The sequence below is a fragment of the Acinetobacter sp. 25-47-130 genome, from assembly GCF_056779705.1.
Map to the genome: position 1 here is coordinate 287,767 of NZ_JBWYII010000001.1, position 25,262 is coordinate 313,028.

General features: G+C 37.7%; 27 protein-coding genes. 19 read left to right on the forward strand and 8 right to left on the reverse strand.

Annotated features, from left to right (window positions below; genetic code table 11):
• Positions 1 to 23 precede the first annotated feature (23 nt).
• A complete protein-coding gene (gene rhlB, locus AC1M83_RS01370; RefSeq protein WP_481589795.1) occupies positions 24 to 1,175 on the forward strand; it encodes an ATP-dependent RNA helicase RhlB in 1,152 nt (383 codons plus the stop codon).
• Positions 1,176 to 1,224: 49 nt separating this feature from the next.
• Here the strand turns inward: rhlB and AC1M83_RS01375 are convergent, their stop codons facing one another.
• Positions 1,225 to 1,608 (reverse strand): hypothetical protein, encoded by a 384-nt coding sequence (locus tag AC1M83_RS01375; RefSeq protein WP_481589796.1) that lies wholly within the window; start codon positions 1,606 to 1,608, stop codon positions 1,225 to 1,227.
• A gap of 230 nt (positions 1,609 to 1,838) precedes the next feature.
• On the opposite strand from AC1M83_RS01375, the gene AC1M83_RS01380 reads away from it, so the two are divergent.
• From AC1M83_RS01380 to AC1M83_RS01445, 14 genes are all read left to right on the forward strand, one after another.
• Positions 1,839 to 2,414: a nitroreductase family protein gene (locus tag AC1M83_RS01380; protein ID WP_035268783.1), complete on the forward strand. Its 576-nt coding sequence runs from the start codon at positions 1,839 to 1,841 to the stop codon at positions 2,412 to 2,414.
• A 53-nt stretch (positions 2,415 to 2,467) separates the two neighbouring features.
• Positions 2,468 to 3,541, forward strand: coding sequence for an NAD(P)H-dependent glycerol-3-phosphate dehydrogenase (locus AC1M83_RS01385; protein ID WP_481588416.1), 1,074 nt, complete (start codon positions 2,468 to 2,470; stop codon positions 3,539 to 3,541).
• A 73-nt stretch (positions 3,542 to 3,614) separates the two neighbouring features.
• A complete protein-coding gene (locus tag AC1M83_RS01390; protein ID WP_481589797.1) occupies positions 3,615 to 4,070 on the forward strand; it encodes a phosphoglycerate mutase family protein in 456 nt (151 codons plus the stop codon).
• A gap of 42 nt (positions 4,071 to 4,112) precedes the next feature.
• Entirely contained in the window at positions 4,113 to 5,255 is a 1,143-nt protein-coding gene (gene gspL / locus AC1M83_RS01395) for a type II secretion system protein GspL (protein ID WP_481589798.1), read from the forward strand.
• Entirely contained in the window at positions 5,255 to 5,734 is a 480-nt protein-coding gene (gene gspM / locus AC1M83_RS01400) for a type II secretion system protein GspM (protein ID WP_481589799.1), read from the forward strand. The genes gspL and gspM overlap by 1 nt, the downstream gene beginning before the upstream one ends.
• An 88-nt stretch (positions 5,735 to 5,822) precedes the next feature.
• Positions 5,823 to 6,827 carry a quinone-dependent dihydroorotate dehydrogenase gene (locus AC1M83_RS01405; protein WP_481589800.1) on the forward strand — a complete coding sequence of 335 codons (1,005 nt, stop codon included), beginning with the start codon at positions 5,823 to 5,825 and terminating at the stop codon, positions 6,825 to 6,827.
• A gap of 3 nt (positions 6,828 to 6,830) precedes the next feature.
• Positions 6,831 to 7,415 (forward strand): CvpA family protein, encoded by a 585-nt coding sequence (locus AC1M83_RS01410; protein WP_035268765.1) that lies wholly within the window; start codon positions 6,831 to 6,833, stop codon positions 7,413 to 7,415.
• A gap of 24 nt (positions 7,416 to 7,439) precedes the next feature.
• The gene (purF, locus tag AC1M83_RS01415) at positions 7,440 to 8,978 is read left to right on the forward strand and encodes an amidophosphoribosyltransferase (RefSeq protein WP_035268762.1); all 1,539 of its coding nucleotides are present in this window, start codon (positions 7,440 to 7,442) and stop codon (positions 8,976 to 8,978) included.
• A gap of 84 nt (positions 8,979 to 9,062) precedes the next feature.
• A complete protein-coding gene (locus tag AC1M83_RS01420) occupies positions 9,063 to 10,952 on the forward strand; it encodes a M48 family metalloprotease (protein ID WP_035268759.1) in 1,890 nt (629 codons plus the stop codon).
• A 106-nt stretch (positions 10,953 to 11,058) separates the two neighbouring features.
• Entirely contained in the window at positions 11,059 to 11,787 is a 729-nt protein-coding gene (locus AC1M83_RS01425) for a hypothetical protein (RefSeq protein ID WP_155756986.1), read from the forward strand.
• A 29-nt stretch (positions 11,788 to 11,816) separates the two neighbouring features.
• A complete protein-coding gene (locus AC1M83_RS01430; protein WP_035268754.1) occupies positions 11,817 to 12,776 on the forward strand; it encodes a 2-hydroxyacid dehydrogenase in 960 nt (319 codons plus the stop codon).
• A 96-nt stretch (positions 12,777 to 12,872) separates the two neighbouring features.
• Positions 12,873 to 14,312, forward strand: a complete 1,440-nt coding sequence (locus AC1M83_RS01435; protein ID WP_481589801.1) for a M48 family metalloprotease — start codon at positions 12,873 to 12,875, stop codon at positions 14,310 to 14,312.
• 9 nt (positions 14,313 to 14,321) lie between these two features.
• Entirely contained in the window at positions 14,322 to 14,693 is a 372-nt protein-coding gene (locus AC1M83_RS01440) for a GFA family protein (RefSeq protein WP_180027612.1), read from the forward strand.
• 63 nt (positions 14,694 to 14,756) lie between these two features.
• Positions 14,757 to 15,119, forward strand: a complete 363-nt coding sequence (locus tag AC1M83_RS01445) for a hypothetical protein (RefSeq protein ID WP_035268745.1) — start codon at positions 14,757 to 14,759, stop codon at positions 15,117 to 15,119.
• Positions 15,120 to 15,232: 113 nt separating this feature from the next.
• Here the strand turns inward: AC1M83_RS01445 and AC1M83_RS01450 are convergent, their stop codons facing one another.
• Both AC1M83_RS01450 and rpsU read right to left on the reverse strand, forming a co-directional pair.
• Positions 15,233 to 15,679: a GatB/YqeY domain-containing protein gene (locus AC1M83_RS01450; RefSeq protein WP_035268744.1), complete on the reverse strand. Its 447-nt coding sequence runs from the start codon at positions 15,677 to 15,679 to the stop codon at positions 15,233 to 15,235.
• A gap of 33 nt (positions 15,680 to 15,712) precedes the next feature.
• Entirely contained in the window at positions 15,713 to 15,928 is a 216-nt protein-coding gene (rpsU, locus tag AC1M83_RS01455) for a 30S ribosomal protein S21 (RefSeq protein WP_001136722.1), read from the reverse strand.
• A gap of 144 nt (positions 15,929 to 16,072) precedes the next feature.
• Between rpsU and tsaD the strand changes: the two genes are divergently transcribed.
• On the forward strand, positions 16,073 to 17,089 hold the full coding sequence (gene tsaD / locus AC1M83_RS01460) for a tRNA (adenosine(37)-N6)-threonylcarbamoyltransferase complex transferase subunit TsaD (protein ID WP_035268741.1): 1,017 nt from the start codon (positions 16,073 to 16,075) through the stop codon (positions 17,087 to 17,089).
• A 47-nt stretch (positions 17,090 to 17,136) separates the two neighbouring features.
• Here tsaD and AC1M83_RS01465 read toward each other — a convergent pair whose 3' ends face one another.
• The 3 genes from AC1M83_RS01465 to AC1M83_RS01475 form a co-directional block, all read right to left on the reverse strand.
• A complete protein-coding gene (locus AC1M83_RS01465; protein ID WP_481589802.1) occupies positions 17,137 to 18,084 on the reverse strand; it encodes an aldo/keto reductase in 948 nt (315 codons plus the stop codon).
• 151 nt (positions 18,085 to 18,235) lie between these two features.
• Positions 18,236 to 18,763, reverse strand: coding sequence for an Ail/Lom family outer membrane beta-barrel protein (locus AC1M83_RS01470; RefSeq protein ID WP_481589803.1), 528 nt, complete (start codon positions 18,761 to 18,763; stop codon positions 18,236 to 18,238).
• Between the two features lie 152 nt (positions 18,764 to 18,915).
• Positions 18,916 to 19,470, reverse strand: coding sequence for a DUF4385 domain-containing protein (locus tag AC1M83_RS01475; protein WP_481589804.1), 555 nt, complete (start codon positions 19,468 to 19,470; stop codon positions 18,916 to 18,918).
• Positions 19,471 to 19,798: 328 nt separating this feature from the next.
• On the opposite strand from AC1M83_RS01475, the gene AC1M83_RS01480 reads away from it, so the two are divergent.
• A complete protein-coding gene (locus AC1M83_RS01480; RefSeq protein WP_481589805.1) occupies positions 19,799 to 20,677 on the forward strand; it encodes a LysO family transporter in 879 nt (292 codons plus the stop codon).
• Here the strand turns inward: AC1M83_RS01480 and AC1M83_RS01485 are convergent.
• Positions 20,606 to 21,370, reverse strand: a complete 765-nt coding sequence (locus AC1M83_RS01485; RefSeq protein ID WP_481588408.1) for a hypothetical protein — start codon at positions 21,368 to 21,370, stop codon at positions 20,606 to 20,608. The genes AC1M83_RS01480 and AC1M83_RS01485 overlap by 72 nt on opposite strands.
• Positions 21,371 to 21,759: 389 nt before the next feature.
• Positions 21,760 to 22,632 carry an ATP-binding protein gene (locus AC1M83_RS01490; protein ID WP_481588407.1) on the reverse strand — a complete coding sequence of 291 codons (873 nt, stop codon included), beginning with the start codon at positions 22,630 to 22,632 and terminating at the stop codon, positions 21,760 to 21,762.
• A 205-nt stretch (positions 22,633 to 22,837) separates the two neighbouring features.
• Here AC1M83_RS01490 and AC1M83_RS01495 point away from each other — a divergent pair, with 205 nt between their 5' ends.
• Both AC1M83_RS01495 and AC1M83_RS01500 read left to right on the forward strand, forming a co-directional pair.
• Entirely contained in the window at positions 22,838 to 24,382 is a 1,545-nt protein-coding gene (locus tag AC1M83_RS01495; RefSeq protein ID WP_481589806.1) for a DUF3336 domain-containing protein, read from the forward strand.
• Complete coding sequence (locus tag AC1M83_RS01500; protein WP_481589807.1) at positions 24,327 to 25,175, forward strand: protein kinase domain-containing protein; 849 nt, start codon at positions 24,327 to 24,329, stop codon at positions 25,173 to 25,175. The genes AC1M83_RS01495 and AC1M83_RS01500 overlap by 56 nt, the downstream gene beginning before the upstream one ends.
• The last annotated feature ends 87 nt before the right edge of the window (positions 25,176 to 25,262 follow it).

Consider the following 25,262-nt stretch of genomic DNA (forward strand, 5'->3'; position numbering starts at 1 on the left):
ATATTGATTGTAGAGCCCCTTATATGTCATCAGGTTTCGAAACCCTTAATTTACATCCGCAACTTAAGCAAGCGATTGATGCTTTAGGGTTTAATGAAATGACCCCCATTCAACAGAAAGTATTGAAATATACGTTGGCAGGGCATGATGCAATTGGACGTGCACAAACAGGCACAGGAAAAACCGCAGCATTCTTAATTAGTGTTATTAATGATTTATTGAACAATCCGATACAAACACAGCGTTATCGTGGTGAACCCCGTGCTCTAATTATGGCACCAACGCGTGAGCTTGCGATTCAAATTGAAAACGATGCACGTGATCTGACTAAGTTTACCGACTTAAATGTTGTGACTTTGGTGGGTGGTGTAGACTTCGATAAGCAAAAAAAACAACTGGATGAAAATTTCGTAGATATTCTTGTCGCGACACCAGGTCGTTTGATTGATTTTACTGAACAAAAAGAAATTTGGTTGGATCAAATTGAATTTTTAGTCATTGATGAGGCAGATCGTTTACTAGATATGGGATTTATTCCTTCTGTTAAACGCATTGTGCGATTCTCTCCACGCAAAGAACAACGTCAAACTTTAATGTTCTCTGCTACGTTTAGTTATGATGTACTCAATCTTGCTCAACAATGGTTATTTGAACCTGTTACTGTCGAAATTGAGCCTGAGAAAAAAACCAATGCTGACGTAGAGCAACGTATTTATGTGGTTGGGAAATCAGATAAATACAAATTGCTGCAAGAAATATTGCGTGATGAGCCCATTGAAAAGGTCATGATATTTGCAAACCGCCGTGATCAGGTCCGTAAGCTGTATGATCATCTTAAGCATGATGGTTACAAGGTAGTGATGTTATCTGGTGAAATCGCGCAAGATAAACGTTTAAAGATGTTGGATCAATTTAAAAATGGCAAACACAACATTATGATCGCAACAGATGTGGCTGGTCGAGGTATTCATGTGGATGGTGTGTCACACGTGATTAATTTTACTCTGCCTGAGCAGTCTGATGATTATGTACACCGTATAGGTCGTACAGGTCGAGCAGGAACAAGAGGGGTGAGTATCAGTTTCTTGTCAGAAGATGATGCTTTTTATTTACCTGAGATCGAAAAAGCGATTGGTCAAAAGATTCCATTGACACGTTTAGATGGTTATTGCTAATTGCTCAATAAAAAAAGTCCCATCAAAGGGACTTTTTTTATAGGAAATTTTAGCGGGTTGAATTACAGCTGAAGGTGATTGTTGTTTGGTAGTCAGTGTCTTTTTCGATTGTATTTTTAGTGCCGATCACAGAGCCAAGAACTGATGAAGCTGCAGTAATGAGTTTACCAGTCTGTTCATCCACAACACCTTTTAGTGCGCCGTTATATTCAGTTTTTTCGTCAATTAAGACAGGCGCAGAATTCTTACCACAAGTTTTGTTCGCGGCAGAAATTACATTATTTTTTGCAAGAACTTGGGTTTTGCCTAATCCTGACACTTCATATTGATTGTTTGGTTTTTGAATAGCAAGTGTTTCAGTCGGTGTTGATGCACAAGCACTCAGGAGAATTGTTGTAGTCGCTACAGAAGCCAATGTCATTAATTTTTTCATTTTATTTTTCCTCTAGCGTTGCAATATTAAGTTTGGAGCTCAGTCATGTATGCTAGGGCTTAAATTCCAAAGAATTAAGCATGTTTTGTATCGATTTTGAAGTGAAATGCCTGATTTATGTTTGATTGTAATTATGCTGCATGCCTCGTGTATAAGTATAACTGTAGAGTAGTTTTCAATGTTTGTGCTAAGCTTAAGTATATAGTGTTAGTTTAAAGATTAGTCTTCAAATGTCAGATCAATTTTCTCAAGTAGTGCATGACAATATTCATCAGCGTCAATCCGTTGGTCATTTGGTAGAACCTCATCCTAACGCAGAACAATTAGAATTAGCTTTTAAAGCCGCTTTAACCGCACCCGATCATCATCGTCTGAAACCGACGCAATTTATTGTTGTGAAAGGAGAGCAACGTGAAGCATTTGGTGTTTTACTCAGTGAAGCAGTAGCAGACCTTGGTGAAACTGATTCAATTCAAATTGAACGCGTACGTCATCATCCTATGCGTGCACCTATGCTGATTATCGCTGTAACACGATTTCATGATCATGCGAAAGTTCCATATTTTGAGCAAACTTTAAGTTCAGGCGCTGCAATACAAAATCTTTTGCTCAGTTTACAAGCTCAGGGTTTCAATACCATGTGGCGCAGTGGTGCTGTTGTGGAGTCAGATCTATTTAAAAGAAAGCTTGGGCTACAAACGCATGATTTAATTTCAGGTATCATTTATGTAGGGACTGCTTTTAAGGCGATTGCACCACGCGCTGAGATTGAAACAGATGCATTCGTCAGTTTTTGGCAGCCGTAATTGCAACATTGCAAATTTAACGATTAGAAAAAGAATGTTTAGGATTTAAAAGAATGTCGGAATTAAAGTTTTCAGATTTGGTCGAGCCAGTTGCAATTGATCATAAAACAGCCTTGCGTGTTACGATTCTTGGTGGTGGTAGTTTTGGTACAGCCATGGCGAATACGGCAGTACGAAATGGTTGTGATACCATGATTTGGATCCGTGATGAGGAAATTGCGAAAGAAATAAATCGAACACATGTAAATTCAAGATATTTGCCAGATTATAACCTTGAGCCAGCATTAAAAGCAGAATCCAATCTTGAAAAAGCTGTTCGAGATCGAGACATTATTTTGGTTGCTATTCCGAGCCATTCATTCCGAGATGTACTCAAACAGATTAAGCCCTTTATCACCGCTCAGGCAGTTGTATCACTCACAAAAGGGATTGAAGCTAAAACCTTTAGTTTCATGAGTGATATTATTCGTGAAGAGCTTCCAGAAGTGCCTTATGGCGTCCTTTCGGGCCCAAATCTAGCGAAAGAAATTATGTCAGGAATGCCTGCTGGAACAGTGATTGCCAGCCATTCTGAATTGGTGAGATATGCAGTGCAACAAGCATTACACAGTGCACTATTTCGTGTATTTGGAAGCGATGATGTACATGGCGTGGAGCTTGGAGGTGCACTTAAAAATATCTATGCTGTCGCAATGGGGATGGCTGCAGCTTATAACGTTGGCGAAAATACCAAAAGCATGATTTTGACACGTGCGTTGGCGGAAATGAGTCGCTTCGCTGTACAGCTAGGTGCAAATCCACTGACATTCTTAGGTTTGTCTGGTGTTGGCGATTTATTCGCAACGTGTAATAGTCCCTTAAGTCGAAATTATCAAGTTGGATTTGCTTTAGGTTCAGGTAAAACCTTAGAGCAGGCAACGACGGAACTGGGTCAAACAGCTGAAGGGATTAATACCATTGTGCAAGTGAATGCAAGAGCCAAAGAGCTTGATGTCTATATGCCAATCACCACAGCACTCTACGAAGTGATTTATGAAGGTGCACCACCATTACATATTGCATTATCTTTGATGAAGAATGGTCATCGAAGTGATGTTGAATTCGTATTGCCGCATCATAAAGTTTAAGATTAATGAATGGTTTATCATCATTGTCATAATGTTTAGATATGATGGATGACACATGGTTTAGGGAAAACAAATGCAACTCACTTTAGTTCGTCATGGTGAAGCCGCTCCACCAATTAATGGTCATGACTCGAAACGACCACTGACCGAGCGGGGTCATATTCAAGCTGAACAAACTGCACACTTTTTAAAAGACATGGTTGCACCTGATATATTTGTAGTGAGTACTTTGCTCAGGGCGCAGGAAACTTTAAAACATATACAGCTATTCTTTCCAAATGTTGAAGTTTTAGTATGTGATAAAATTAAACCTGACGATGATGCTAAAGTTGCAGTTGAGTGGTTATCTCAACTACCTTTTGAGAATATTGTGGTTGTATGTCATATGAATGTTGTGGCATATATTGAAGAAATTATTACGTCTGAATTTTTTAATCCTTTTGCACTTGCTGAAGCGCGGATTTATGATCAGACAGTCATTGCTGCGGGACTTTCCACAAAATTAAAACATTTTGTACCGTCAGCTTAATAACCATAAGTGTTTAATGAATAAAACGGCAGAATAAAATTAATGTTGTATTTATGGATGCCAGTGTCGAATGGGGTTTGGCTCTGGTCAAATGGTGAAAATTGGAATTCATCAACAACGCTAGAAGAGTTAATTCAAGATACTCAACCGTATCATGGACAAGAAGCTGTTGTATTCTTTTCAAGCCATGATGTGCAAATTATTCAACAGAATATGCCCAAAGCTCAATTCAAGCAAATTGGAAGCGAAGGCGCTAAATATTTACTTGAAGAATATACCATTCACTCCATTGATCAGATGAAAGTGCTTACTCAATTTGAGGCACCTGATCAATTGTCAGTAATGGGGATCAGTCAATACCAAGTCCAGACAATGCAACATGCTCTGAACTTGATTCCTGTGAAAGTGGTTGCGCTATTACCTGATTTTTTGATCTTACCAGTGCCAGAACATGGACAAACTATTTTAGCTAATATTCATGGGCATTTATTGGCGAGAACAGGATCAAATCAAGGTTTTGCGATTGATGATTTAGCATTGTTTTTAGATTTACTGCCAAAGCCTATACATATTTTGCATGATCGGTTAAATGATGATCAGATGATGAGTTTAATTCATGCAACGGAACAAAATGAGCGGGAAAGCTTTAATTATGTATTTAAAGCTGAAAAAAAATTAAAGAATCATCCATTCAATGTTTTGCCTAAAGCAAAAAACACAGAGGGTGGAATCTCAGGCTATTGGAAAGCATGTGCAGCACTGCTTGTGGGCTTGCTTGTAGTGCAATTCAGTTATGATTTAGTGCGTTGGGTAAAGTTAAAAAAAGTATCTGATCAAACGGCTTTGGTTGCGGTAGAGCAGTATCAATCTTGGTTTGGACCCAATAGTCGTCTCAATGAGCAAAATTTGCGAAGCCAATTTGAAAGTAATTTGCGGATGAGTAAACCTGCAAATACTGAGGTCTTACAGTTAATCAGCCGTGTAGGTCCGATTTTAATGCAACATCAAATTATCGCAAATCGTGTTTCTTATGAAGCATCTGGTTTAAGTATGGATTTGGTGGCGGACTCATCCGAAAAATTACAAAATCTAATTCAGCAAATGAATCAGCAAGGCTTCAAAGCTGAACTTGGGAATGTGCAAACTCAGGATAAAATGGTCGTTGGTTTGGTGAAAGTACAATAATGAAAACTTTAGAAAAATTTCAAAATCAATTTGATCAATTATTTGAAAAGATTGATGACTATTTATCGTCATTGAGTGTGCGTGAGCGTGTACTTGTCATCGCTGCAACGATTATCGTTGTCGTCGCATCAATTGGATCTGCTTTGTGGAAAATGCACGAAGCAGCAGATAATCAGCAAAAAAGATTGAATGAACTGAAAGACACATTGGTGTGGATGCAATCCAATGTGGTGACAATGAAATCTTCAACAGATTTAAGCCTAACACCTTCGGATAAAATTCAGCGTGTGTCACAACAAGCAGGATTATCTGTGGTCACACAACCAAGCGATAATAAATTAATGATCAGTGCTGAGCATGAAAACTACGCGATCCTCGCAAATTTTCTTACCCAATTGGTTCAAATGGGTTTAAGTGTTGAAAAATTGGAACTTATTAAGTCTGGAGCTGCGATTAAATTAACAGCATCAGTACAGTAAGTGGTGAAAATAAACCTATGACAGGCATAGCGTTTTGGGCATACTCAGCCTATAATGTGGCAACTTAAAAAACCGCAGTTTTTGAGATATGTTATATTCGCTTGCTCGTCCATTTCTATTTTCATTGGCGCCTGAGCGTGCACATGATTTGACATTATCAATGCTTAAATCGACATATAAGTTTGGCATAATGCGTCAAAAAATAGACCCAAAGCCAGTAACTTGTATGGGTATTCAATTTCCAAACCCAGTTGGTTTGGCTGCAGGTTTAGATAAAAATGGTGCATATATTGATGCACTTGCGAGTTTAGGTTTTGGTTTTATCGAAATTGGAACCATTACCCCTCGACCTCAGTCTGGTAATCCTCAACCGCGTTTATTCCGCCTTCCAGAGGCTCAAGCGATTATTAATCGTATGGGTTTTAATAATGATGGTGTAGATCAGCTGATTGAGAATGTTAAAGCAGCAAATTATAAAGGTGTATTAGGTATCAATATCGGTAAGAACGCCGATACAGCAGTTGAAGATGCTGTAACTGACTATCTCATTTGTTTAGAAAAAGTTTATAATTATGCATCTTATATTACTGTTAATATTTCATCTCCGAATACCAAGAACTTACGTAGTTTACAAAGTGGACATGCATTAACAGAACTTCTTGAAACTTTAAAAAATCGTCAACTTGAACTTGCTGAACAATATCAACACTATGTTCCACTGGTATTAAAGGTTGCCCCAGATTTAACTGAGTCAGATATTGAATTTATTGCATCTCAATTAATTAAATTTAAAATTGATGGTCTGATTGTGACCAATACGACTTTGTCACGTGAGGGTGTAGAAAATTTAGCGCATGGTGATGAAGCAGGTGGTTTATCTGGTGCGCCTGTATTTGAAAAAAGTACACAATGTCTATCTGCATTTTCAAAATTACTTCAAGGTCAAATCCCATTGATTGGTGTTGGTGGTATTCTTAGTGGTGATCAAGCCGCGACTAAACAGCAAACGGGTGCGCAATTGGTTCAAATTTACAGTGGTCTAATTTATACAGGGCCAAAACTGATTAAAGATTGCGTACAAGCTATGACCTAATCTATGAATACCATCGATATCTTTATACTGATTATTCTGCTCATTGGAGGGCTTAACGGTTTGCGTCAAGGATTCGTTAAAGCCTTTGCGAACTTGGTAGGATGGATTTTTGCACTCATTATGGGTGCAAAATTTGCGGGTAAAATTGCGCCTTCAATGTCCGCACTCAGTCAAGATCCTGTGGTTCAAAAAATAGCGGCATTTGCTTTTATTGTTCTGATTATTGTTGTTTTGACTTGGATCGTCACTGCAATATTAAATCGGTTGCTGAAAAGCTTAAAGCTTGGTCCATTAAATCGATTGGCAGGTGGTGCATTTGGCACCTTGAAAGGTCTCTTAATCGTCCTCATTACTATGCAAGGGATTGGTTCATTTGTAGAGAGCTCTCCACATTGGAAACAATCTAAGTTTATTCAAACTTTATTGCCTTACGCGCCTTTAGCGACTGAGTACACCAAAGAGACAGCGTCAAAAGCTTTAAGTCATATGAAATCAGAAGAGTCGAATCAATCATCAGATTCTTCTCGTCAATCATCTTCTGAACAAGATGATTCGTCATCTCATTCAACGAATAATCCTTTTTATTAATCCTAGCTTGTCTGCGAGGTTGCTATGTGTGGAGTTGTTGGTATAGCTGGTAAATCACCTGTTAACCAAATGTTGTTTGATGCATTAACGATGTTACAACATCGTGGACAAGATGCTGCAGGGATTGTGACATGCCATAATGGTCGTCTCTTTTTGAGAAAAGACAATGGCATGGTGCGTGATGTATTTCATACACGTCATATGCGTGCATTGTTAGGTAATTACGGAATTGGTCATGTCCGATATCCAACAGCTGGCTCATCGAGTAGCGCTGAAGCACAACCATTTTACGTAAACTCTCCTTATGGTATTACTTTAGCGCACAATGGTAATTTAACCAATGCTGACGAGATTCATGATGATCTGTTTAAAACAGATTTACGTCACATGAATACTGATTCAGATTCAGAAGTGTTATTAAACGTTTTTGCACATGAATTACAAAAACGCGGCAAACTTACACCGACTGCGGATGATATTTTCCATGTAGTCACTCGTGTGCATGAGCGTTGTAAAGGTGGTTATGCTGTTGTTGCGATGATCACAGGTCATGGTTTAGTTGGCTTCCGTGATCCAAATGGTATTCGACCTTTAATTTTGGGATCGCGTGATACCGATGATGGTGTTGAATATATTCTTGCTTCCGAATCAGTTGCTTTAACAGCGCTTGGTTTTAAAGTTGAACGTGATGTGATGCCAGGTGAAGCAATTTTTATTGATGATGCGGGTAATCTATTCACGAAGCAATGTGCGGCTAACCCACACCATAGCCCATGTATTTTTGAGTATGTTTATTTCGCTCGTCCAGATGCCATCATTGATGGAATTTCGGTATACAAAGCACGTTTGAAAATGGGTGAGAAGTTGGCGCAGAAAATCCTGCGTGAATGGAGTGAGGACCATGACATTGATGTTGTCATTCCTATTCCAGATACTTCGCGTACATCCGCTTTAGAACTTGCCAATACACTCGGTGTGAAATTCCGTGAAGGTTTCATGAAAAACCGTTATATCGGTCGTACCTTCATTATGCCGGGTCAGCAGTTGCGTAAAAAGTCTGTACGTCAAAAGCTCAATCCAGTTGAATTAGAGTTTAAAGATAAGAACGTATTGCTTGTAGATGACTCAATTGTGCGTGGCACAACGTGTAATGAGATTATTCAAATGGCGCGTGACGCCGGTGCTAAAAAAGTTTTCTTTGCATCGGCTGCACCAATGGTGAAATACCCGAATGTCTACGGTATTGATATGCCAGTTAAAAACGAATTAATTGCTTCAAATCGTGATGTTGAAGAAATTCGTGAAATGATTGGTGCTGATCGTTTGATTTTCCAAGATTTGGAAGATTTAAAGCAAGCTGTTCGTACGAAAAAAGTACCTGAGTTAACTGACTTTGACTGCTCAGTATTTGACGGTATTTACGTTGCGGGTAACATTGATGAGTCATATCTCGATGGTTTAGAGCGCAAGCGTAATGACTCTGCCAAGAAAACCAAAGATGGTTATATCGATCTAAATATTGATGCAGCCTCAGTTGATCTGAGTGGTATTAAAGAAAATTAATTTATAGTTTTCTATTTGAAAAAGCGGGTATTTCCCGCTTTTTTAATTTATGATCACAACACAATGTAATGAGGAAATTTTACATTGAAAGATGTTAGTGGTTACTTTATTAAAAACAAAAATATGCTGTGGTCATTAAGCGTATGTTTAATTGTTATTGTGCTCGCAATTATCATTTTAAACACGACGCTCGGATTGTTGGTTCATTATATTGATCCTTCTGAGTCCATTTGGTGGCATTTTCTCAGTCCATATATGATGGTGCTATTGATTAGCATTATCGGTGGTTCTGTCGTTTATGAGTTTTATGTCTTCCGCTCTGGTGGTCATACGCTCGCAAAACAATTGAAAGCACGACAACTCACTTTTATTGAAAGTACTCCAGAAGAAAGTACAGCGCTTAGGCTTGCTGAAAAATTAGCACATCGTTTCTCAATTGATACACCTACACTCTATGTCTTACCCGATGAAATAGGGGTTAATGCACTGACTGCGGGTTTTCATCCCAAAGATACTGTGATTATTCTGACTTGGGGGGCGCTACAAAATCTCGATGAGTTAGAGCTTTATGGATTGTTGGGTCATGAATTCCATAAAATTTTATCGGGTGAAACTCGAGAAAATACTCGTCTTAAAATTTTATACAGTGGGTTAATTACCTTTAGTCAATGGGGCAGTAAAATCGCGAAGCAGGGATTTCGACGTAATCGGGATCAATTGAGAGATAGTTTGGAAACAACTTTTGTGGCGATCGGTGGAGTCATATGGTTAATTGGTAGTTTAGGCGTCTTTATTACGCGTCTGATGAAATATATTACTTTGGGTAGTCGAACATTGTATAACGATGCAATGACAAGACAATTATTGAGTAGTAATGCAAATATTCAAACCTTATTAAGAATCTATGTTCATCACGCAGGATCACAGATTCATAGTGAATATTCTGAAGCTATTTCTCATATGTGCTTTGCTAACTCACTTAGTCCTCAAAGTTGGTTGAATATCCAACCTTGTATTCAAGATCGTATATATGAATTAAATCCGAATTTACTTGAAGATATTCAATTAGAAAATTTACAAAAATTACGAAATCAACCACTATTTAGTTTAATGCGTTCTTTAGAGGAGTCTATTGCTGAAGAATATAATCCATGGATGTCACCACAGCCACTTCCATTATTAAGATTATCACCGATCAGCTTTGCAATTAAGGATGCCATCAAACCCTTAAATAGTGAAGTTAGACAGCAGATGAAACGTCCAGAACTCATTCAAAGGGCTTTGCAAACTTCGACTGGTGCGCGTGAAGTGATGGTTGCGATTTTAATGATTCGGCAGTACCGTGAATTTATTCCTTCGGATGCGCCTGTGAGTCGTGCAATTGTCGACTCACTGTTAAATATAGATGGTCGAGTGCATATTCAAATTTTTCATGAGGCATGTAAGCAGTTGGGAAATATGCCTGCTACAAGTGCGCGTCAGTTTATTACTAAATTGGCTAAAATTATTCAAGAAGATGGTGAAATTGGGCTTTTGGATGCTTTACTGATTGAAAAGGTGAAGTCTCAACTGGATTTATTGCCAATACATCGTCCAACCTCAATTGAGGATGCTAAGCCGCAAATTGTTAGGCTAATAGATGCGTTATTACATGTTCAGCAGTTAAATACTGCTAATCAGCTTGAAGTTAGAACCCAAATCTTAGAACGAATTTTAACTCGTGATGAAATTGAATTTTATGAAGAAATTTCAGATGAACCTATCGACTTAGGTGAAATTCTTAATGATATTGCTGGATTGTTGCTGAGAGATCGGTTGAGTATTTTGGGTGTTGCTGAATTATGTTTATGGAATGATCGAATCATTACACAAGATGAGTTAGATGTACTTGAATTATTATATTGGCGACTTGGATTTGAAAGTGATGAAATTGTGGATCAAATGCATAAGAAAAATAGCGTCATTATTGTTTAGCTATCAATGCATTCTGAATTTAAAAGGTGCAAGGATATTAATGCGTCAGAAATGAAATTAAGTTATGATTGTTTGCGGATTAAAAGTTCAGTAAAAGATTAAAAAAGTGGGTAGAATACCCAGCCCTCATGCCAGTCCATCTGTAATGAATGTGAATATGTTAGAGCATCAAAGAAGCCTCTTAGCTGTGATGGGAATCGATATATGGATTCCACAAAATACGGCACAAACACGTCATTACAAACCTTCCTTATATCGCGATCAAGTTGAAGAAAATCATCCAACAGATGTATCTTTTCCTGAATTTGCGCAAGCTCAATTAGAACAGTTCATCACAAAACCAGCTTCACAAGCTGAACAGCTAAATAAAGATGATTCTTCGCTTCAGTTAAAAAGTAATCCAGACGGTGTGCAGCTTCCTCGAGAGTTTGTGGAAAATGACAAACAGTCTCAAGATGAAGTTGTTGAGCGTCAACCGCTTGTAATCGATGCTTTTGAAATTCAAGCGATGATCACTAAAACACATACTATTCTGCTAGATGCTACAGCGCTCACCACAGAACAAGAAAACTTATGGGTGAATATCCAGCGTAGTGTGAGTTCACAGTTTTACGATTTAAAATGGCCATTTAATTTCGCACAATTCCAAGATGGAAGAGGTGCTGAAGTATTTATACAGGGTTTTATCGATGCATTATCTGTTGATAAAAAAATATTGAGCTTAGGGTATTTGCCGCATATATCGACGACGCAGCATATGCAGATTGCAAGCTTACAAGACATGATTGAGCAGCCATTGTTAAAGCGTCGCTTGTGGAACTTAATTAAAAATTAAATCGATACTGGATCTAAAGAGGGAGTTTTATGAAAAAAAAGGTTGTGGTATTTAGTCAGATAGATCCGAAAATATTAAATCAATTAGAATCGAAATATCAGGTCGTTCAAATTAATCCAAAACAGGGTGACATTAATGAGCAACTTTTAAGAGAAGTTGCGGATGCAGATGGGATGATAGGCGCTGGGCGTCGTTTAAATCAAGACAACTTACAGACCGCAAAAAAACTTAAAATTATTTCTTCGGTCAGTGTGGGCTATGATAATTACGACGTTGAATATTTAAAACAACAGGGTATTTGGTTGACCAATACGCCTCATGTGTTGACAGAGACGACTGCTGATTTGGCTTTTACCTTATTGATGAGTGCGGCTCGTAAAGTGACACATTTAGATTCTTGGACAAAGCATGGACATTGGACGCGTACCGCTGGTGTTGCACAATTTGGTCAAGATTTTTATGGGAAAACGCTCGGTATCATTGGCTTAGGTCATATCGGTGCTGCGATAGCTCGACGTGGTTTTTATGGATTTAATATGAATATTCAATACCATAATCGAAAACCATGTATAGAGCGAGCTGAGCCTTTAAAGGCGAAATATTGTGATCTTGATACTTTACTTTCAACGTCTGATTTTATCGTCATTGCAGTCGATTTAAATGAGCAATCGAAAGCGCTGATCGGTAAAGCTCAATTTGAGAAAATGCAAAAACATGCTGTGTTTGTGAATATTGCCAGAGGATCAGTTGTGGATGAGTCGGCCTTGATTGAGGCGCTTGAAAATCACAAAATTTTTGCTGCTGGTTTAGATGTTTATCAGAAAGAGCCGCTCCAAGAATCACCATTGTTTCAATTGGAAAATGTCGTGACATTGCCGCACGTAGGTTCGGCGACAGCAGAAACCAGAATGAAAATGGCAAATCTTGCTTATGATAATCTGGTAAAAGCCTTAGATGGGGATGAGCCTCAATATATTGTGAATAAGTAAAGTATTTTGAGCGTGATAATAAACGTAACAGTTCATCATTAATCTTCACATTATTCAGTGTTATAGTCGATGGAGTATACGTTTAGGAATACAGGTTTGAAGAAGATCATTTTGGCTTTATTGATAGCGAGTTCGAGTTTTTCAGCGGCGGCTGATGAACTCTACAATGCCAATAAAATTCAATTTGAAGTGCCTGATATTAATAGTGGTGTTGGATTTATCGATCAACAAAAAGAAAAAATGATCGGTGAAAAAGTCTATCGTCAAGTGCAGCAACAACTTCCAGTCTTAAACAATGTTTGGTTGGAAGATCAATTTATGGCTGTATTCCGAAAAATTATTGCGCAAACACAGTTAGGTCAACCAATTGCCTTGGTGATTGTAAACGATCCACAAATTAATGCCTTTGCTGTACCTGGCGGTTTATTTGCATTGAATAGTGGATTAATTACGTCGGCAAAGAACATGGATGAAGTTGCGGGTGTGGTTGCTCATGAGGTGGCACACGTCTCGCAAAGACACTACAGCCGTTCTCAAGAGGCTTTTAAAGGGCAGGGATTGCTCGCACTCGCTGGTATCATTGTGGGTGCTGCAATTGCATCACAAGCTGATGGTAATGCAGGTGCTGCACTGATGATGGGAACTCAAGCCGCATTAGTGGATCGACAGTTAAGTTATAGTCGTAATCAAGAGCGTGAAGCAGACCGTATTGGAATGCAATTGATGTATCGTGCTGGATATAACCCGTACAGTATGTCTGAGTTTTTTGAAACCATGAATCGTGCGACTCCAAAAATTAGTTATCTTCCTGATTTTTGGTTAACACATCCTTTGACTACTCAGCGCATCAGTGAGGCACGTTTACGAGCAGATCAACTTCCTAAAGTTCCGTATAGCAACACACTCTCTGAGTTTGATCAGATCAAGTGGTATACCGCAGTTGTGACCAATCAAACCAACGAGGAACAGTTAAAGGGAGTGGTGAGAGCAAATGCATTGGCTGGAAGAATTGCACTGTCTGCTTTTTATTTAAAGCGTGGTGATTTTGATCTAGCACAAAAAGAAATTGAGCTTGCTAAGAAAGTCCAGCCAAATCATCAGCTTATCGCGCTTATTCAAGCAGATATCTACTTGGCGACCAATCAATTTGATTCTGCGCAGGAAACGATATTGGTGCGCCAACGAATAACACCTGAAAATCGTGCTTTAAGTTATAAATTAGCTGAAATTTATATTCGACAGGGAAATTTTGTTGCTGCTGAAAGGTTGGCGAATAAATTTATCCAAATCAATAATCGTGATACTCAAGCATGGTTCATTCGACAACAAGCGGCAAATTTAGATATTAAAAATCCTTTACGTACTGTAAATGTATTGCGATATCGGGCTGAAGTTGAATATTGGAAGGGAGCGGAAGACAATGCGATTCGCTCACTTATTCATGCTCAGCGTTTAGCCAAGGAGAATAACTCTATGAGTGCAGTCATCAATCAAAGACTGCGGATGATGCAGGATGAGCGTCAACAAAAATTATAAGAGGTTTAAATGATAAAAGGTCAATGCTTATGTGGAAAGGTGCAATATATTTATCATGGTGATCTTGAGAAAAGTATCTTGTGCTATTGCAAGCACTGTCAGTTGGCTCAAGGCGGTTTTACTGCATGGAATAGCCCGATCCCGCTTGAAAACTTCGAGTTAATTTCTGGTGAAGATGTGCTTAAGTCTTATTTTCATACCGAGTTAAAGGCAAGAGTATTTTGCGGTGAATGTGGAAGTCCTTTATATTCACATCGGCTTGATTTACCAGGCGTTATACGTTTAAGGCTCGGTTCTGTGGTTGAAGGGAAAATACCGCCACCTTATGAAGAGTTTTTCCAGGAATACAAACCTAACTTTATTGAAACTATTCATTCTTAATGGTTAGATTGTTTTAGAATGATGAATGAATAAATATTTTAAATTATGTGATTGAATCTAATAATGAAATTGCCACTATTTTTTATGATGTTGTTTGGGGTGGGTGTGTTCACTCATGCGGAAACACTTCCTGTTAAATTTACACAAGAGATTGAAGTTGTATCGCAAATATATAATGCCGATATGAGGCATTTTCTAAAAACACTAGCGCCAAATACAACACAGTTTAGTGTTGATCAGACTCAAAGATATTGTGTCATTGTTGGAACTTATGTCGATGGCTTTTATCAGGTGGTGGATAAATATCGAAAGGATTTACCATTTTCCTACTCTAGAATGAGTAAGCAGGATGTTGTTGTGAAAGTGAAGCAATCGAAAGAAATGCAGATTTTACAAAGATATAATATTCAATGTGAGCTTAAATAATCAGAAAGTGAAAAACTAAAAAGTATTGTTGTAATAATATCGGGGATACGTGATTTAGACTGGACTATTTAATGCCATTATTAAATAGACCAAATCAAACATAATACGAAAACTTAAGAAAGTTGAGCTTTAATTTTACTCGAAACTTGTGCAGGATCGGCACGTCCGGCTATGATCGGACGTAGAGAATTCATCACCTTACCCATATCTTTCATGCTAGTAGCTTGTTGCGCAGCAATCGTTTGCGCAATAATTGAATCAAGTTCTTCCTCAGTCATAGCTGCTGGTAGAAATTGAGATAAAACCTCAACCTCGGCTTGTTCCTTACTAGCTAAGTCTTGTCGATTAGCGCTTTCAAAAGCTTTAATCGATTCTTTACGTTGCTTGATTTGTTTTTCAATGACCGCGAGAACTCGACTATCATCTAGTTCTACGCGTTCATCGACTTCGATTTGCTTAATTGCTGCTTGGAGACTACGAATCACCGTTAACTTATCCATTTCTTTAGCACGCATTGTTGCTTTCAAAACGTCAGTAATTTGGTTTTTTAAAGTAGTCATTTATATATCCGAGCAGTCAATCACAAATTAATCTTAGTAAAGGCGAGTAGTACGTACTGATTCACGCGCCAATTTCTTTTGGTAGCGTTTAACAGCAGCAGCTTTTTTGCGCTTACGTTCTTGAGTTGGTTTCTCGTAGAATTCACGTTTACGAACGTCAGCTAAAACACCCGCTTTTTCGCATGAACGTTTGAAACGACGGATAGCTACGTCTACTGGTTCGCCTTCTTTCAATTTAACTTGTGGCATGAAGAATCCTCTAGTTTATGGATAAGACTAAGCACCGAATTGCGCTGAGTCACAAGTGAAGGTCAGTATTTTACTCATTTACATCTCATATCACAAGTCTATAATAGCTTTAGCAATATTTTGAAATGGGTTAAAGGCAATTTAATGATCGTTTTAGGCTTAGAAACGTCGTGTGATGAAACTGGTCTCGCACTCTATGACAGCGAAGTCGGCTTAAGAGGACAGGTGTTATATAGTCAGATTAAATTGCATGCTGAATATGGTGGAGTGGTACCCGAATTGGCGTCACGCGATCATGTTCGTAAATTAATTCCTTTAATCAATCAATTGCTTGAAGAAAGTCAAATCAAAAAATCTGAGATTGATGCAGTGGCTTATACACGTGGTCCAGGCCTAATGGGTGCACTCATGACCGGAGCATTGTTTGGTCGTACGCTTGCATTTGCGTTAAATAAACCAGCCATTGGTGTGCATCATATGGAAGGGCATATGTTGGCGCCTCTCTTATCAGCCACTCCACCGGAATTTCCGTTTGTCGCCTTGTTAGTCTCGGGTGGGCATACACAATTAATGGCGGCATATGATATTGGACATTATGAAATCTTAGGTGAGTCAATCGATGATGCAGCGGGTGAAGCATTCGATAAAGTTGCTAAAATGATGGGGCTGCCTTATCCAGGTGGTCCAAATATCTCTAAACTTGCTGAACATGGTGATGCCACTGCTTTTGAATTTCCACGTCCTATGTTGCATCAAGGTTTGGAATTTTCATTTAGTGGCTTAAAAACAGCGGTTTCTGTCCAAATGAAAAAATTAGGTGATGAAAACCGAGACGCTGATATTGCTGCGAGTTTTCAAGAGGCTATTGTTGATACATTGGTCAAAAAATCAGTTAAAGCATTAAAGCAAACTGGTCTTAAGCGTTTGGTCATTGCTGGTGGTGTGAGTGCCAATAAGCGTCTTCGTGAACGTCTTGAAGCAGATTTAGCTAAAATAAAAGCTCAAGTATATTATGCTGAACCAGCTTTATGTACGGATAATGGCGCCATGATTGCTTTTGCTGGATATCAACGCTTAAAAGCAGGACAGCATGATGGCTTAGCCGTGACAACGACGCCACGTTGGCCGATGACGGAACTCAAAAAACCGACTGAAGCATAGATGTTTGGTCACGAGAAAAAAGAGGCTTATAGCCTCTTTTTTTATATTTACACTATTGAAAGAATTTGCATGTCTTCTGGTGAGAGTTGAAGATTCACTGCATTTGAAAATTGGGTAATTTGTTCAAGGTTTGTTGCACTGGCGATTGGTGCTGAAATATGCTTTTGCGCAAGTAACCAAGCCAAAGCTACCTCAGCAGGTGCCGCATTGTGGCGCGATGCCACTTCTCTGAGCTTATCTAAAAGGTTTAAGCCTCGCTCATCAAAATATTTTACAAGCGTATCTGCACGTTGATGCCCTTGAATATTGTCTAATGACGAATATTTCCCAGATAGAAATCCACTAGCCAGACTATAAAAACTTACTACACCAATTTGATGGCGTTCACAAATGGGTTGCAGTGTTTGTTCGAATACATCGCGATCGTAAAGATTATATTCAGGTTGAAGAACCTGATAATGTTGCACACCAATCTTTTGTGCAGCTTGAATAGAAGCGTCTAATTGATCAGCTGAAAAATTAGAAGTGCCATAGGCGCGAATTTTTCCTTGATCTTTGAGCTTTGAAAATACTGATAATGTTTCCTCATGAGGTGTGTTTTCATCAGGCCAGTGTGCAAAATAAAGATCAAGATAATCTGTTTTCAAACGGCTTAGAGAGTCTTCAACTGCTTGCATAATCCATCGTTTAGATAAACCTTGATGGTCGGGAATCCCCATATCTAAACCGACTTTAGTAAATAGCACGATGTCTTCACGTTTACTTGGATTTTGTTTTAACCAATTACCAATGATTGTTTCTGACTCGCCGCCATGATTGCCTGGTGCCCAAATGGAATAGAAGTCTGCTGTATCAATGGTGTTAAATCCACGCTCATACAGTGCATCTAAAATTTTGAAACTTTGTTTTTCATCAACCGTCCAACCGAATACATTTCCTCCGAAGACGATGGGTGCGATGAATAAATCAGTTTGTCCAAGTTTTCTTTTTTGCATGAAACATCCTAAGTAGAATAATAAGACTTACTCTAGCTATATAGGATTTGTCTATTTATCGCTATCCAAATAATGTATAAACATTATCCAATGATTTTGACAAAAAAGAGGCAAAAAGCCTCTTATTAATTCTCTATGTATTCAAGCAGAATCAGAAACGATAACCTGCGCTGATGTTGAACCCATCAAATTTAGCCCCATCAACTTTAGTGCCTTCATAACCGATATTGATCGCATATTGCGGAGCAGGATTAATATTAATACCAACACCATATGCAAACGCTGTTTCACTTAGATCCATGTTTTCGTATATGTTCAAGGCGCGATATGAGCTTTCAACTTTTGAATGCGCGATCCCGACAACACCATAAACACTGAAATTCTCATTAAGACGATATGCAGGGCCTGCTAGCAAAGAAAAATGCTTTACATCTGTATCTTGGCGTTCACCTGGTTCAATCCAAGTTTCATCACCAGTTTGATACGACATTGTTGCCATAACGCTTAAAGGAGTCTCGAGTTCATAGCGATATTGAGCGTGAACACCACGAATATCAAACGCATTTTCAATTTCAGACTGAGCATAACCCAATGAAACGGTGTGTTGTTGGGCAAAAGTTGTCGTTGTTAAAGTGGTCATCGAGAAGATTAAACCCAATTTTAAAAATTTAGTTATCATGGCGCATGCTCATTATTTGTGATTTATTTATCATTAAATGCTAAAAATGGCGATCATTTTTTGGCAAACTTTATTGTACTGTCTATTTTATTATTGTAAATAAAAACTAAACAAATAATTTTATTTGTATTATAAATGGTGTGAGAATGTATTTATTGACTCGCAATTGAGTTTTTAAATCGTTCTTTTAATGCAATATAGTGGGAATGCTGTTTAGCTTCATCCCATTTCACTTTAAAAATTCGTGCTGCTGCAGCCTTAATAGCGTCTTCTTGTTGGCGTGGTAGTTCTTCACGCCCGTGAGCACCACTTAAACCTTTTTTGTCATTAGGTACAGGACCTTTATATTTTTTTCCACCTTTATGGTTGGCATAACGTCTCGCTCGGGTATAACCCATTTGTAAAAATTTACGAGCCATATCTGCACCGACAAAATCATCGACTGCTAAATATTCAAGAAAGAGTTGATAAATCTTATTAGAACTCTCTCTAGCTTTATCTTCATCTGCAAATTTCCAAAAAGGTAGAATTTCAGATTTGTAGGGTTCGACGAGTAATACACCCTGTTCACCACGACCAATTCGGTAGAGTTCCGGTCTCTCTCTGAAATTAATTTTTTTAAAGTCCAAAGAGTAATCAAAACTTTGAGAGTTAACACGAGAGCTTCTACGTGGGATGTTATCGAGGTCTTTATGATTGTAAGCCATCACATTCTCTTTTGTAGTTTTAAAAATATATTAGGTGATCTCAAATGAAAAACGATTATAGAATTGTGAGTGATATTTTAAAAATGTGATTAGTTGTTTTAAAGAGATGTGCTAAACACGTGAAAGATTGAAATTGAACTGTATTAGAAATCAAAACAACGAATTAGACTATGGACGATAGCGGGGCGAAATTAAGTTTTAAACTTAAAATCTAGCAGACACAAATGATTAGACATGACGATGCTCTATAAGAAACATTTTGTCATATTAATTTTATATCTATGGATTAATCTAAGCGATACGTATAAAAATAATTTTGGAAGTCTGATTGGATCTTATCATCATCATTTTTGGCTATCTATATGGTCGCAAATTTCATCCTAAAAAGTACATTGAACAAGTATTTTTTTTAGCCCTGATTTTATTTATATTTTTTTGCACTGTTTACGCAGCGCCAAACCTACTCGCATTAGAAAATCCTAAAGCTGTTTTGAACAAGTTAGTTTTTCTTGGAATCGGGGTATGCGTATTTACTTACTGGTTTAGTTCTCTATTTTATAAGAAGAAACAGCAGGAAAACAGTAAACGAGGCACAATCCAAATTAAGGACATCATTAAAATATTGACAGTGTATCTTTTGCTTAGTTTGGTGTTTGTGGGAGGGATCTTCACTTATCGAATGGATTTAATAGATGAGCAAATAGCTTTAAGTATTCAAAACGTGCTTATCTACATTATTCTATTTTTGATCGGAGTTTTTATATCAGCCTCTAACATCAAAACATTGCAATGGCATGATTTTAAACTCCCAATCATAATGGTATTGGCAAATACAATATTTGCCTACTTTATGCTGATAATTTGGAAGGAAAGTGCTGTATTGCTTTCTGGATTCGGTTGGGCAAGTCTGTCTGCTGCGATGATTTCACAAAAACTAAATCCCTTATTGGCAGTTCAAGCCTTAATTGTGGATATGATCCGAGGATTGATTTCCATCATTTTTCTACAGCTTTTTGGAAGACATCAACCACAAGCAGCAATTAGCACCACAGGTGTACTGTCCTGTGATGCATTCTTACCGATGATTAAGCAACATTGTGGTGAGCAATATGTGCTAGATGCGTTTAAAGCGGGACTATTGTTGTCGCTGTTTTGTCCATTGAATATATTTATTGCGATTCATTTTACCCAAAGTATGACAAGTTAAACGGTAAAACACCTCAAAGACAGTGATTTTCGCAATCACTAACATGCCATCACCATTGATATATCCGGCATTGTGATTCAAAAAAAATGCAGCATCCTCATTCATATTATCGTGTTCGTGCTTACAACCGCGTGTTCCTCCAAGACCATCGTTATAAATAAAAACATGGCCAGATTTTGAAAGTTGATAATTGAATTGCTGAGAGAATAGGGTGCAAAGGTCTTGCATTTCTGTATTGTTATCGAGGTTTAGGCGAGTAGGCCATGTATTTTTTTTGAAAGCATATCGTGTAATTGCACGATAACTTGAGGGATGTAAACACACAGCAAAAAAATATGATGGTGCTGGATGGCGGAGCATTTGAGAAATAATGAAATAAATATATTGGAATTTTAACAGATTTGATTTCCGATAAGTGCTAAGAAGACCGGCTTGACCGCGAAAAACATTCATTGTCTTGTCATTCTTTTTAATTTCATAACGTTGCATACATAAAAAACCAACAGGTTTTTCTTCATCAAAATAGATCAAAACCCGTTTGCTTGCAGCATCATCGGGGGCATAGGCTTGCGCAATGTCATTCAAATCACAACCCTCTGGTGTCATGAAGATCGCTTGATGAAGCGTTTTTAATATATTTTGAACTTCTGGGAATTGTGTATGTTGGTTACTATATTTTTTAATTTGAAGCATGGATGCACCCTTTTTCTATAATTATTTGCGTCCCTCATACTATTTTTGAATTGTTAAGTTTGGGTTACATTAATTTTTTCGAAAAACAAAAAATGGTTGTTATGTTATATTGTTTTAAATTTAAATTATTTTTTTTAATTCTTATTTAGTTAATAAATTTTATTTAAATTAATAGCTTAAAGTAATATTTGAGATTTTTTTATTTAAAATTTTTTGATATCGATAGAGAGCAATGAGTTAAATTGTTAATTTTATCTTTATAATTATTCATGAATAATTTATTAACTTTTATCGTAATAAAAGCTAATTACTTAGATTAAAGAGTGAAAGTCGAGAAACTAAGACGTCATTCCATCTTAGTTTCTTATTGCAGAAGCTGATGTAAATGCTTAATCACGCTTTAATTGAGTAGAGCCGATCCAATGTTTTGAAAATTGGAATGCAGAACGACCTGAGCGTTGACCTCTGGCTTGGCACCAACGTAGCGCTTCAGCACGTACTTCAGGTGTCATTTCAATATCAGATTTTTTTAAGTAGTGCTCTACAATCTCTAAATAAAGATTTTGATCCATTGGGTAGAATGAAAGCCAAAGACCAAAACGATCAGACAATGAGATTTTTTCTTCGATCGCTTCTTGCGGATGTAATTCAGTATATTGAGGCACGTCCACTTTAGTAATCGGGGTGTTTTCATGCATAAATTCTGGGAGTAGGTGGCGGCGGTTACTGGTCGCATAAATAATAAAGTTGCCAGAACCTGACTCTAGTGAACCATCTAACACACTTTTTAAACTACGATAATTTTCGTCTTCAGCATTAAAGGCTAAGTCATCACAATACACGATAAATTTTTCGGGACGACCTTCAATAATTTTTTGTATTTCTGGTAGGTCTGACAGATTATCACGCTCAATTTCAATGATGCGTAAACCACGGTCAGCATATTTTGACAGTAAAGATCTTACGATAGATGATTTTCCGGTTCCACGAGATCCAGTCAATAAAATATCGTTTGCAGGTAAACCTTGTAAAAATTGTTCAGTGTTTTGCAGTATTTTTTCTTTTTGTTTTTCGATACCTTTTAAATCATCAAGATGAATTATTTTAGGTTTTTGAATGGGGATCAGCCGTTTATTTTGCCATTTGTATCCTAGTGCTGAGAAATCAATTTCCTGACTCGGTTCAGATAATGTGTGATTAAGTTGGTCAATAAGTTGAGAAATTTTTGTTAACAGTTGATCTGGTAGTTCTAGAGTCGCCATAGGTATTCGTGAAATACAATTCAATAAAATCAAGTTTAATCTACATGATGACGACAGCGATGTGAACTGATCTAAGGGATAAATCTATGATGACTGGTCGATACAAGAAATAAATTTTATTAAGTTGATTATTTTCTGCTTTTTTTGCATAGTTTAAAAACTGAACAAAACTAATTGAACTAATAAAAATCAAAGGACTAGCTCAATGATTTTAGGCACTCGTAGTCAAATTAATCCGCATCAAGCGTATCGAATTAAAAAAATGCAACATGAGCTTGAACGTGCGGAGAGCTATGAAGAGTGGAAAGACATTGCCTTAAAGCTGGATGAGGAGACGGGCGCTCAGGAATGGAAGTTTGATAATACTTCACCCTATTTTGATGCTGAAATTATATCGCATCGTTTAAATCTCTTACGCCGTTACAAGCTGAATCATCGTGTAATTGATCTGATCTATATTTTGCGAGAAGGCCTGAGTCATGATGTCGCCAATATTGGTCATCCTATGCTGTTCACACAAACATATATTGGCACTAAAAAACTTATTGAGGACTATATTGAAGAGGTTTCACAGAGTTTAATTTATATCGCTTCAAATGAATGTTCGGGTTTGACGTATCAAGAAAAATTTGATTTTTTTAAAAATTGTCAACTGACCTATGGTCAACCTGCAATGATGTTTTCGGGTGGGGCCTCATTAGGTTTGTTTCATACAGGCGTGTGTAAGGCACTGATGGAACAAGATTTGATGCCGAAAGTTTTATCAGGTTCGAGTGCTGGTGCGTTGATGACGGCGATGTTAGGCGTTTCTGATCAAAAAGATATTGATCAGCTGCTGACAGGAGAGAGCTTTTATAGCGAGGCATTCCATTTCAGAAGTTTCAAAGAGTTGCTTAGAGGAAATGGTGGTATTGCTGATGTGCGATATCTTAAGAAATTTTTAGTGGAAAATTTAGGGGACTTAACATTTCAAGAAGCGTATGAAAAGTCTGGACTTGATATCAATATCAGTGTTGCACCTTATGATGTCGCTCAGGAAGATGCTCGTATCATGAATAAATATACTGCACCAGATTTACTGGTGTGGAGTGCAGTATTGGCATCATGTGCGGTTCCTATCTTATTTCCTCCAGTTCGACTGACCAGTAAGCGTTATGATGGGGTGCATACACCATACTTGGCAAGTATTCGTTGGGTGGATGGCAGTGTGAGAAGTGATTTTCCACAAGAGAAAATGGCTCGTCTCTACAATATTAATTACACCATTGCCAGTCAGGTGAATCCACATATTGTGCCATTCATGCAAAGTGATGCGGAGCGTTTTAGAACAGATCTACTCAGCTGGCCGCAACGTTTAGTGCGTAAACATGGTAAAACGATTGCGATGGATGTCATGAATTTCACTCGTGACCGAATGGGCAGTGTGCCGACGATTAGACGACTATTGGATCACGGTTATGGTATTGTTGATCAGCGTTATTATGGGGATTTAAATATTGTAGGTAATTATAGTCTGCGACATTATCATTATATGTTACAAAATCCGCGACCTCATTTGTTTAAAGTCCTTCAAAGAGAAGGGGAACGGGCAACTTGGTCAAAACTGTCCAGTATTGAAACACATGCGCGTATAGGAAAAACCATTGAACACTGTTTGGATATGCTGACGCAACTGAAACAGCAAAATGAATCTCTTGAAAAACAATCTACAGTGGCAAACCATTCAGCCTCTGCTCAGGCAACCAGTTAATTCTGAACAAAGTCAGCAGTATGGTCGTCTAATTTATTGTATCGAAATAGACGACCAAACGTATTGGGTTAAGCGACAACAGCAGGGTATCAGTTCACAGCATGAGCAGTGGTTCGACAATGAGATAAAACACTACCAATCACTCAGTACTCGCTCTTCAAAGATCTTAGTGCCGTTTGAGATCGTGTATGACGAAAACAGTAGATTCAATACACCTACATCAAAACATGATTCTTCATCATTGATTCTGATTGAAAATGCGGCGCCGCTATTTGAAGTAGAAAATTCTGTCTATACTCAAATGCAGACCTTCCCACACAATGAGTTTTCAAATGTGGTCAATTTATTATTACATAGTCTAGATGCATTACTATCGATTCATGAGCAAGGATGGGTTCATGCAGATCTTAAAAGAGAACATTTTAGAATATTGAATGGTCAACCCAAATTAATTGATTTTGAACAGATGTTTCACTTTGAGTGCCATCCTCAAGTTTCTACACATGGAACACCAAGGTATATGGCGCCTGAGTTGTTTCATGGTGAGTCAAAATCACAAGCATCAGATATATATGCACTCGGTATTATTTGGTTAGAATGGTTAAATCAGTACTCAATCCGTAAAAAAAGCTATATAGATTGGGCAAAATGGCATTGTCAGCAATTAAAAGTTGAAATTATTAGGCCTTTTTCTGACTTAACACCAGTACTCCAGCAGATGTTGATGAAAAATAAATCACAAAGATTGGACAATATTTATCAATTAAAACAGATATTAAGCGAATTTGTCTAAAGAAAAACCAGTAAAATGGATAATTGTTTTATATTTAGTCAAACAATAAGGTTTTTCAAAAAAAGGGCTTGTCATGAGATAATGATC

Excerpts from the sequence above, each read along its gene's own strand:
- AC1M83_RS01430 (WP_035268754.1), top strand. The coding sequence starts at position 11,817 with ATGAAAAAAAAGGTTGTGGTATTTAGTCAGATAGATCCGAAAATATTA.
- AC1M83_RS01495 (WP_481589806.1), top strand. The coding sequence starts at position 22,838 with ATGATTTTAGGCACTCGTAGTCAAATTAATCCGCATCAAGCGTATCGA.
- AC1M83_RS01450 (WP_035268744.1), bottom strand. The coding sequence starts at position 15,679 with ATGACTACTTTAAAAAACCAAATTACTGACGTTTTGAAAGCAACAATG.
- AC1M83_RS01385 (WP_481588416.1), top strand. The coding sequence starts at position 2,468 with ATGTCGGAATTAAAGTTTTCAGATTTGGTCGAGCCAGTTGCAATTGAT.
- AC1M83_RS01440 (WP_180027612.1), top strand. The coding sequence starts at position 14,322 with ATGATAAAAGGTCAATGCTTATGTGGAAAGGTGCAATATATTTATCAT.
- tsaD (WP_035268741.1), top strand. The coding sequence starts at position 16,073 with ATGATCGTTTTAGGCTTAGAAACGTCGTGTGATGAAACTGGTCTCGCA.
- AC1M83_RS01485 (WP_481588408.1), bottom strand. The coding sequence starts at position 21,370 with ATGCTTCAAATTAAAAAATATAGTAACCAACATACACAATTCCCAGAA.
- gspL (WP_481589798.1), top strand. The coding sequence starts at position 4,113 with ATGTTGTATTTATGGATGCCAGTGTCGAATGGGGTTTGGCTCTGGTCA.
- AC1M83_RS01490 (WP_481588407.1), bottom strand. The coding sequence starts at position 22,632 with ATGGCGACTCTAGAACTACCAGATCAACTGTTAACAAAAATTTCTCAA.
- AC1M83_RS01380 (WP_035268783.1), top strand. The coding sequence starts at position 1,839 with ATGTCAGATCAATTTTCTCAAGTAGTGCATGACAATATTCATCAGCGT.
- AC1M83_RS01465 (WP_481589802.1), bottom strand. The coding sequence starts at position 18,084 with ATGCAAAAAAGAAAACTTGGACAAACTGATTTATTCATCGCACCCATC.
- AC1M83_RS01390 (WP_481589797.1), top strand. The coding sequence starts at position 3,615 with ATGCAACTCACTTTAGTTCGTCATGGTGAAGCCGCTCCACCAATTAAT.
- purF (WP_035268762.1), top strand. The coding sequence starts at position 7,440 with ATGTGTGGAGTTGTTGGTATAGCTGGTAAATCACCTGTTAACCAAATG.
- AC1M83_RS01375 (WP_481589796.1), bottom strand. The coding sequence starts at position 1,608 with ATGAAAAAATTAATGACATTGGCTTCTGTAGCGACTACAACAATTCTC.
- AC1M83_RS01405 (WP_481589800.1), top strand. The coding sequence starts at position 5,823 with ATGTTATATTCGCTTGCTCGTCCATTTCTATTTTCATTGGCGCCTGAG.
- gspM (WP_481589799.1), top strand. The coding sequence starts at position 5,255 with ATGAAAACTTTAGAAAAATTTCAAAATCAATTTGATCAATTATTTGAA.
- AC1M83_RS01475 (WP_481589804.1), bottom strand. The coding sequence starts at position 19,470 with ATGGCTTACAATCATAAAGACCTCGATAACATCCCACGTAGAAGCTCT.
- rhlB (WP_481589795.1), top strand. The coding sequence starts at position 24 with ATGTCATCAGGTTTCGAAACCCTTAATTTACATCCGCAACTTAAGCAA.
- AC1M83_RS01410 (WP_035268765.1), top strand. The coding sequence starts at position 6,831 with ATGAATACCATCGATATCTTTATACTGATTATTCTGCTCATTGGAGGG.
- AC1M83_RS01470 (WP_481589803.1), bottom strand. The coding sequence starts at position 18,763 with ATGATAACTAAATTTTTAAAATTGGGTTTAATCTTCTCGATGACCACT.
- AC1M83_RS01445 (WP_035268745.1), top strand. The coding sequence starts at position 14,757 with ATGAAATTGCCACTATTTTTTATGATGTTGTTTGGGGTGGGTGTGTTC.
- rpsU (WP_001136722.1), bottom strand. The coding sequence starts at position 15,928 with ATGCCACAAGTTAAATTGAAAGAAGGCGAACCAGTAGACGTAGCTATC.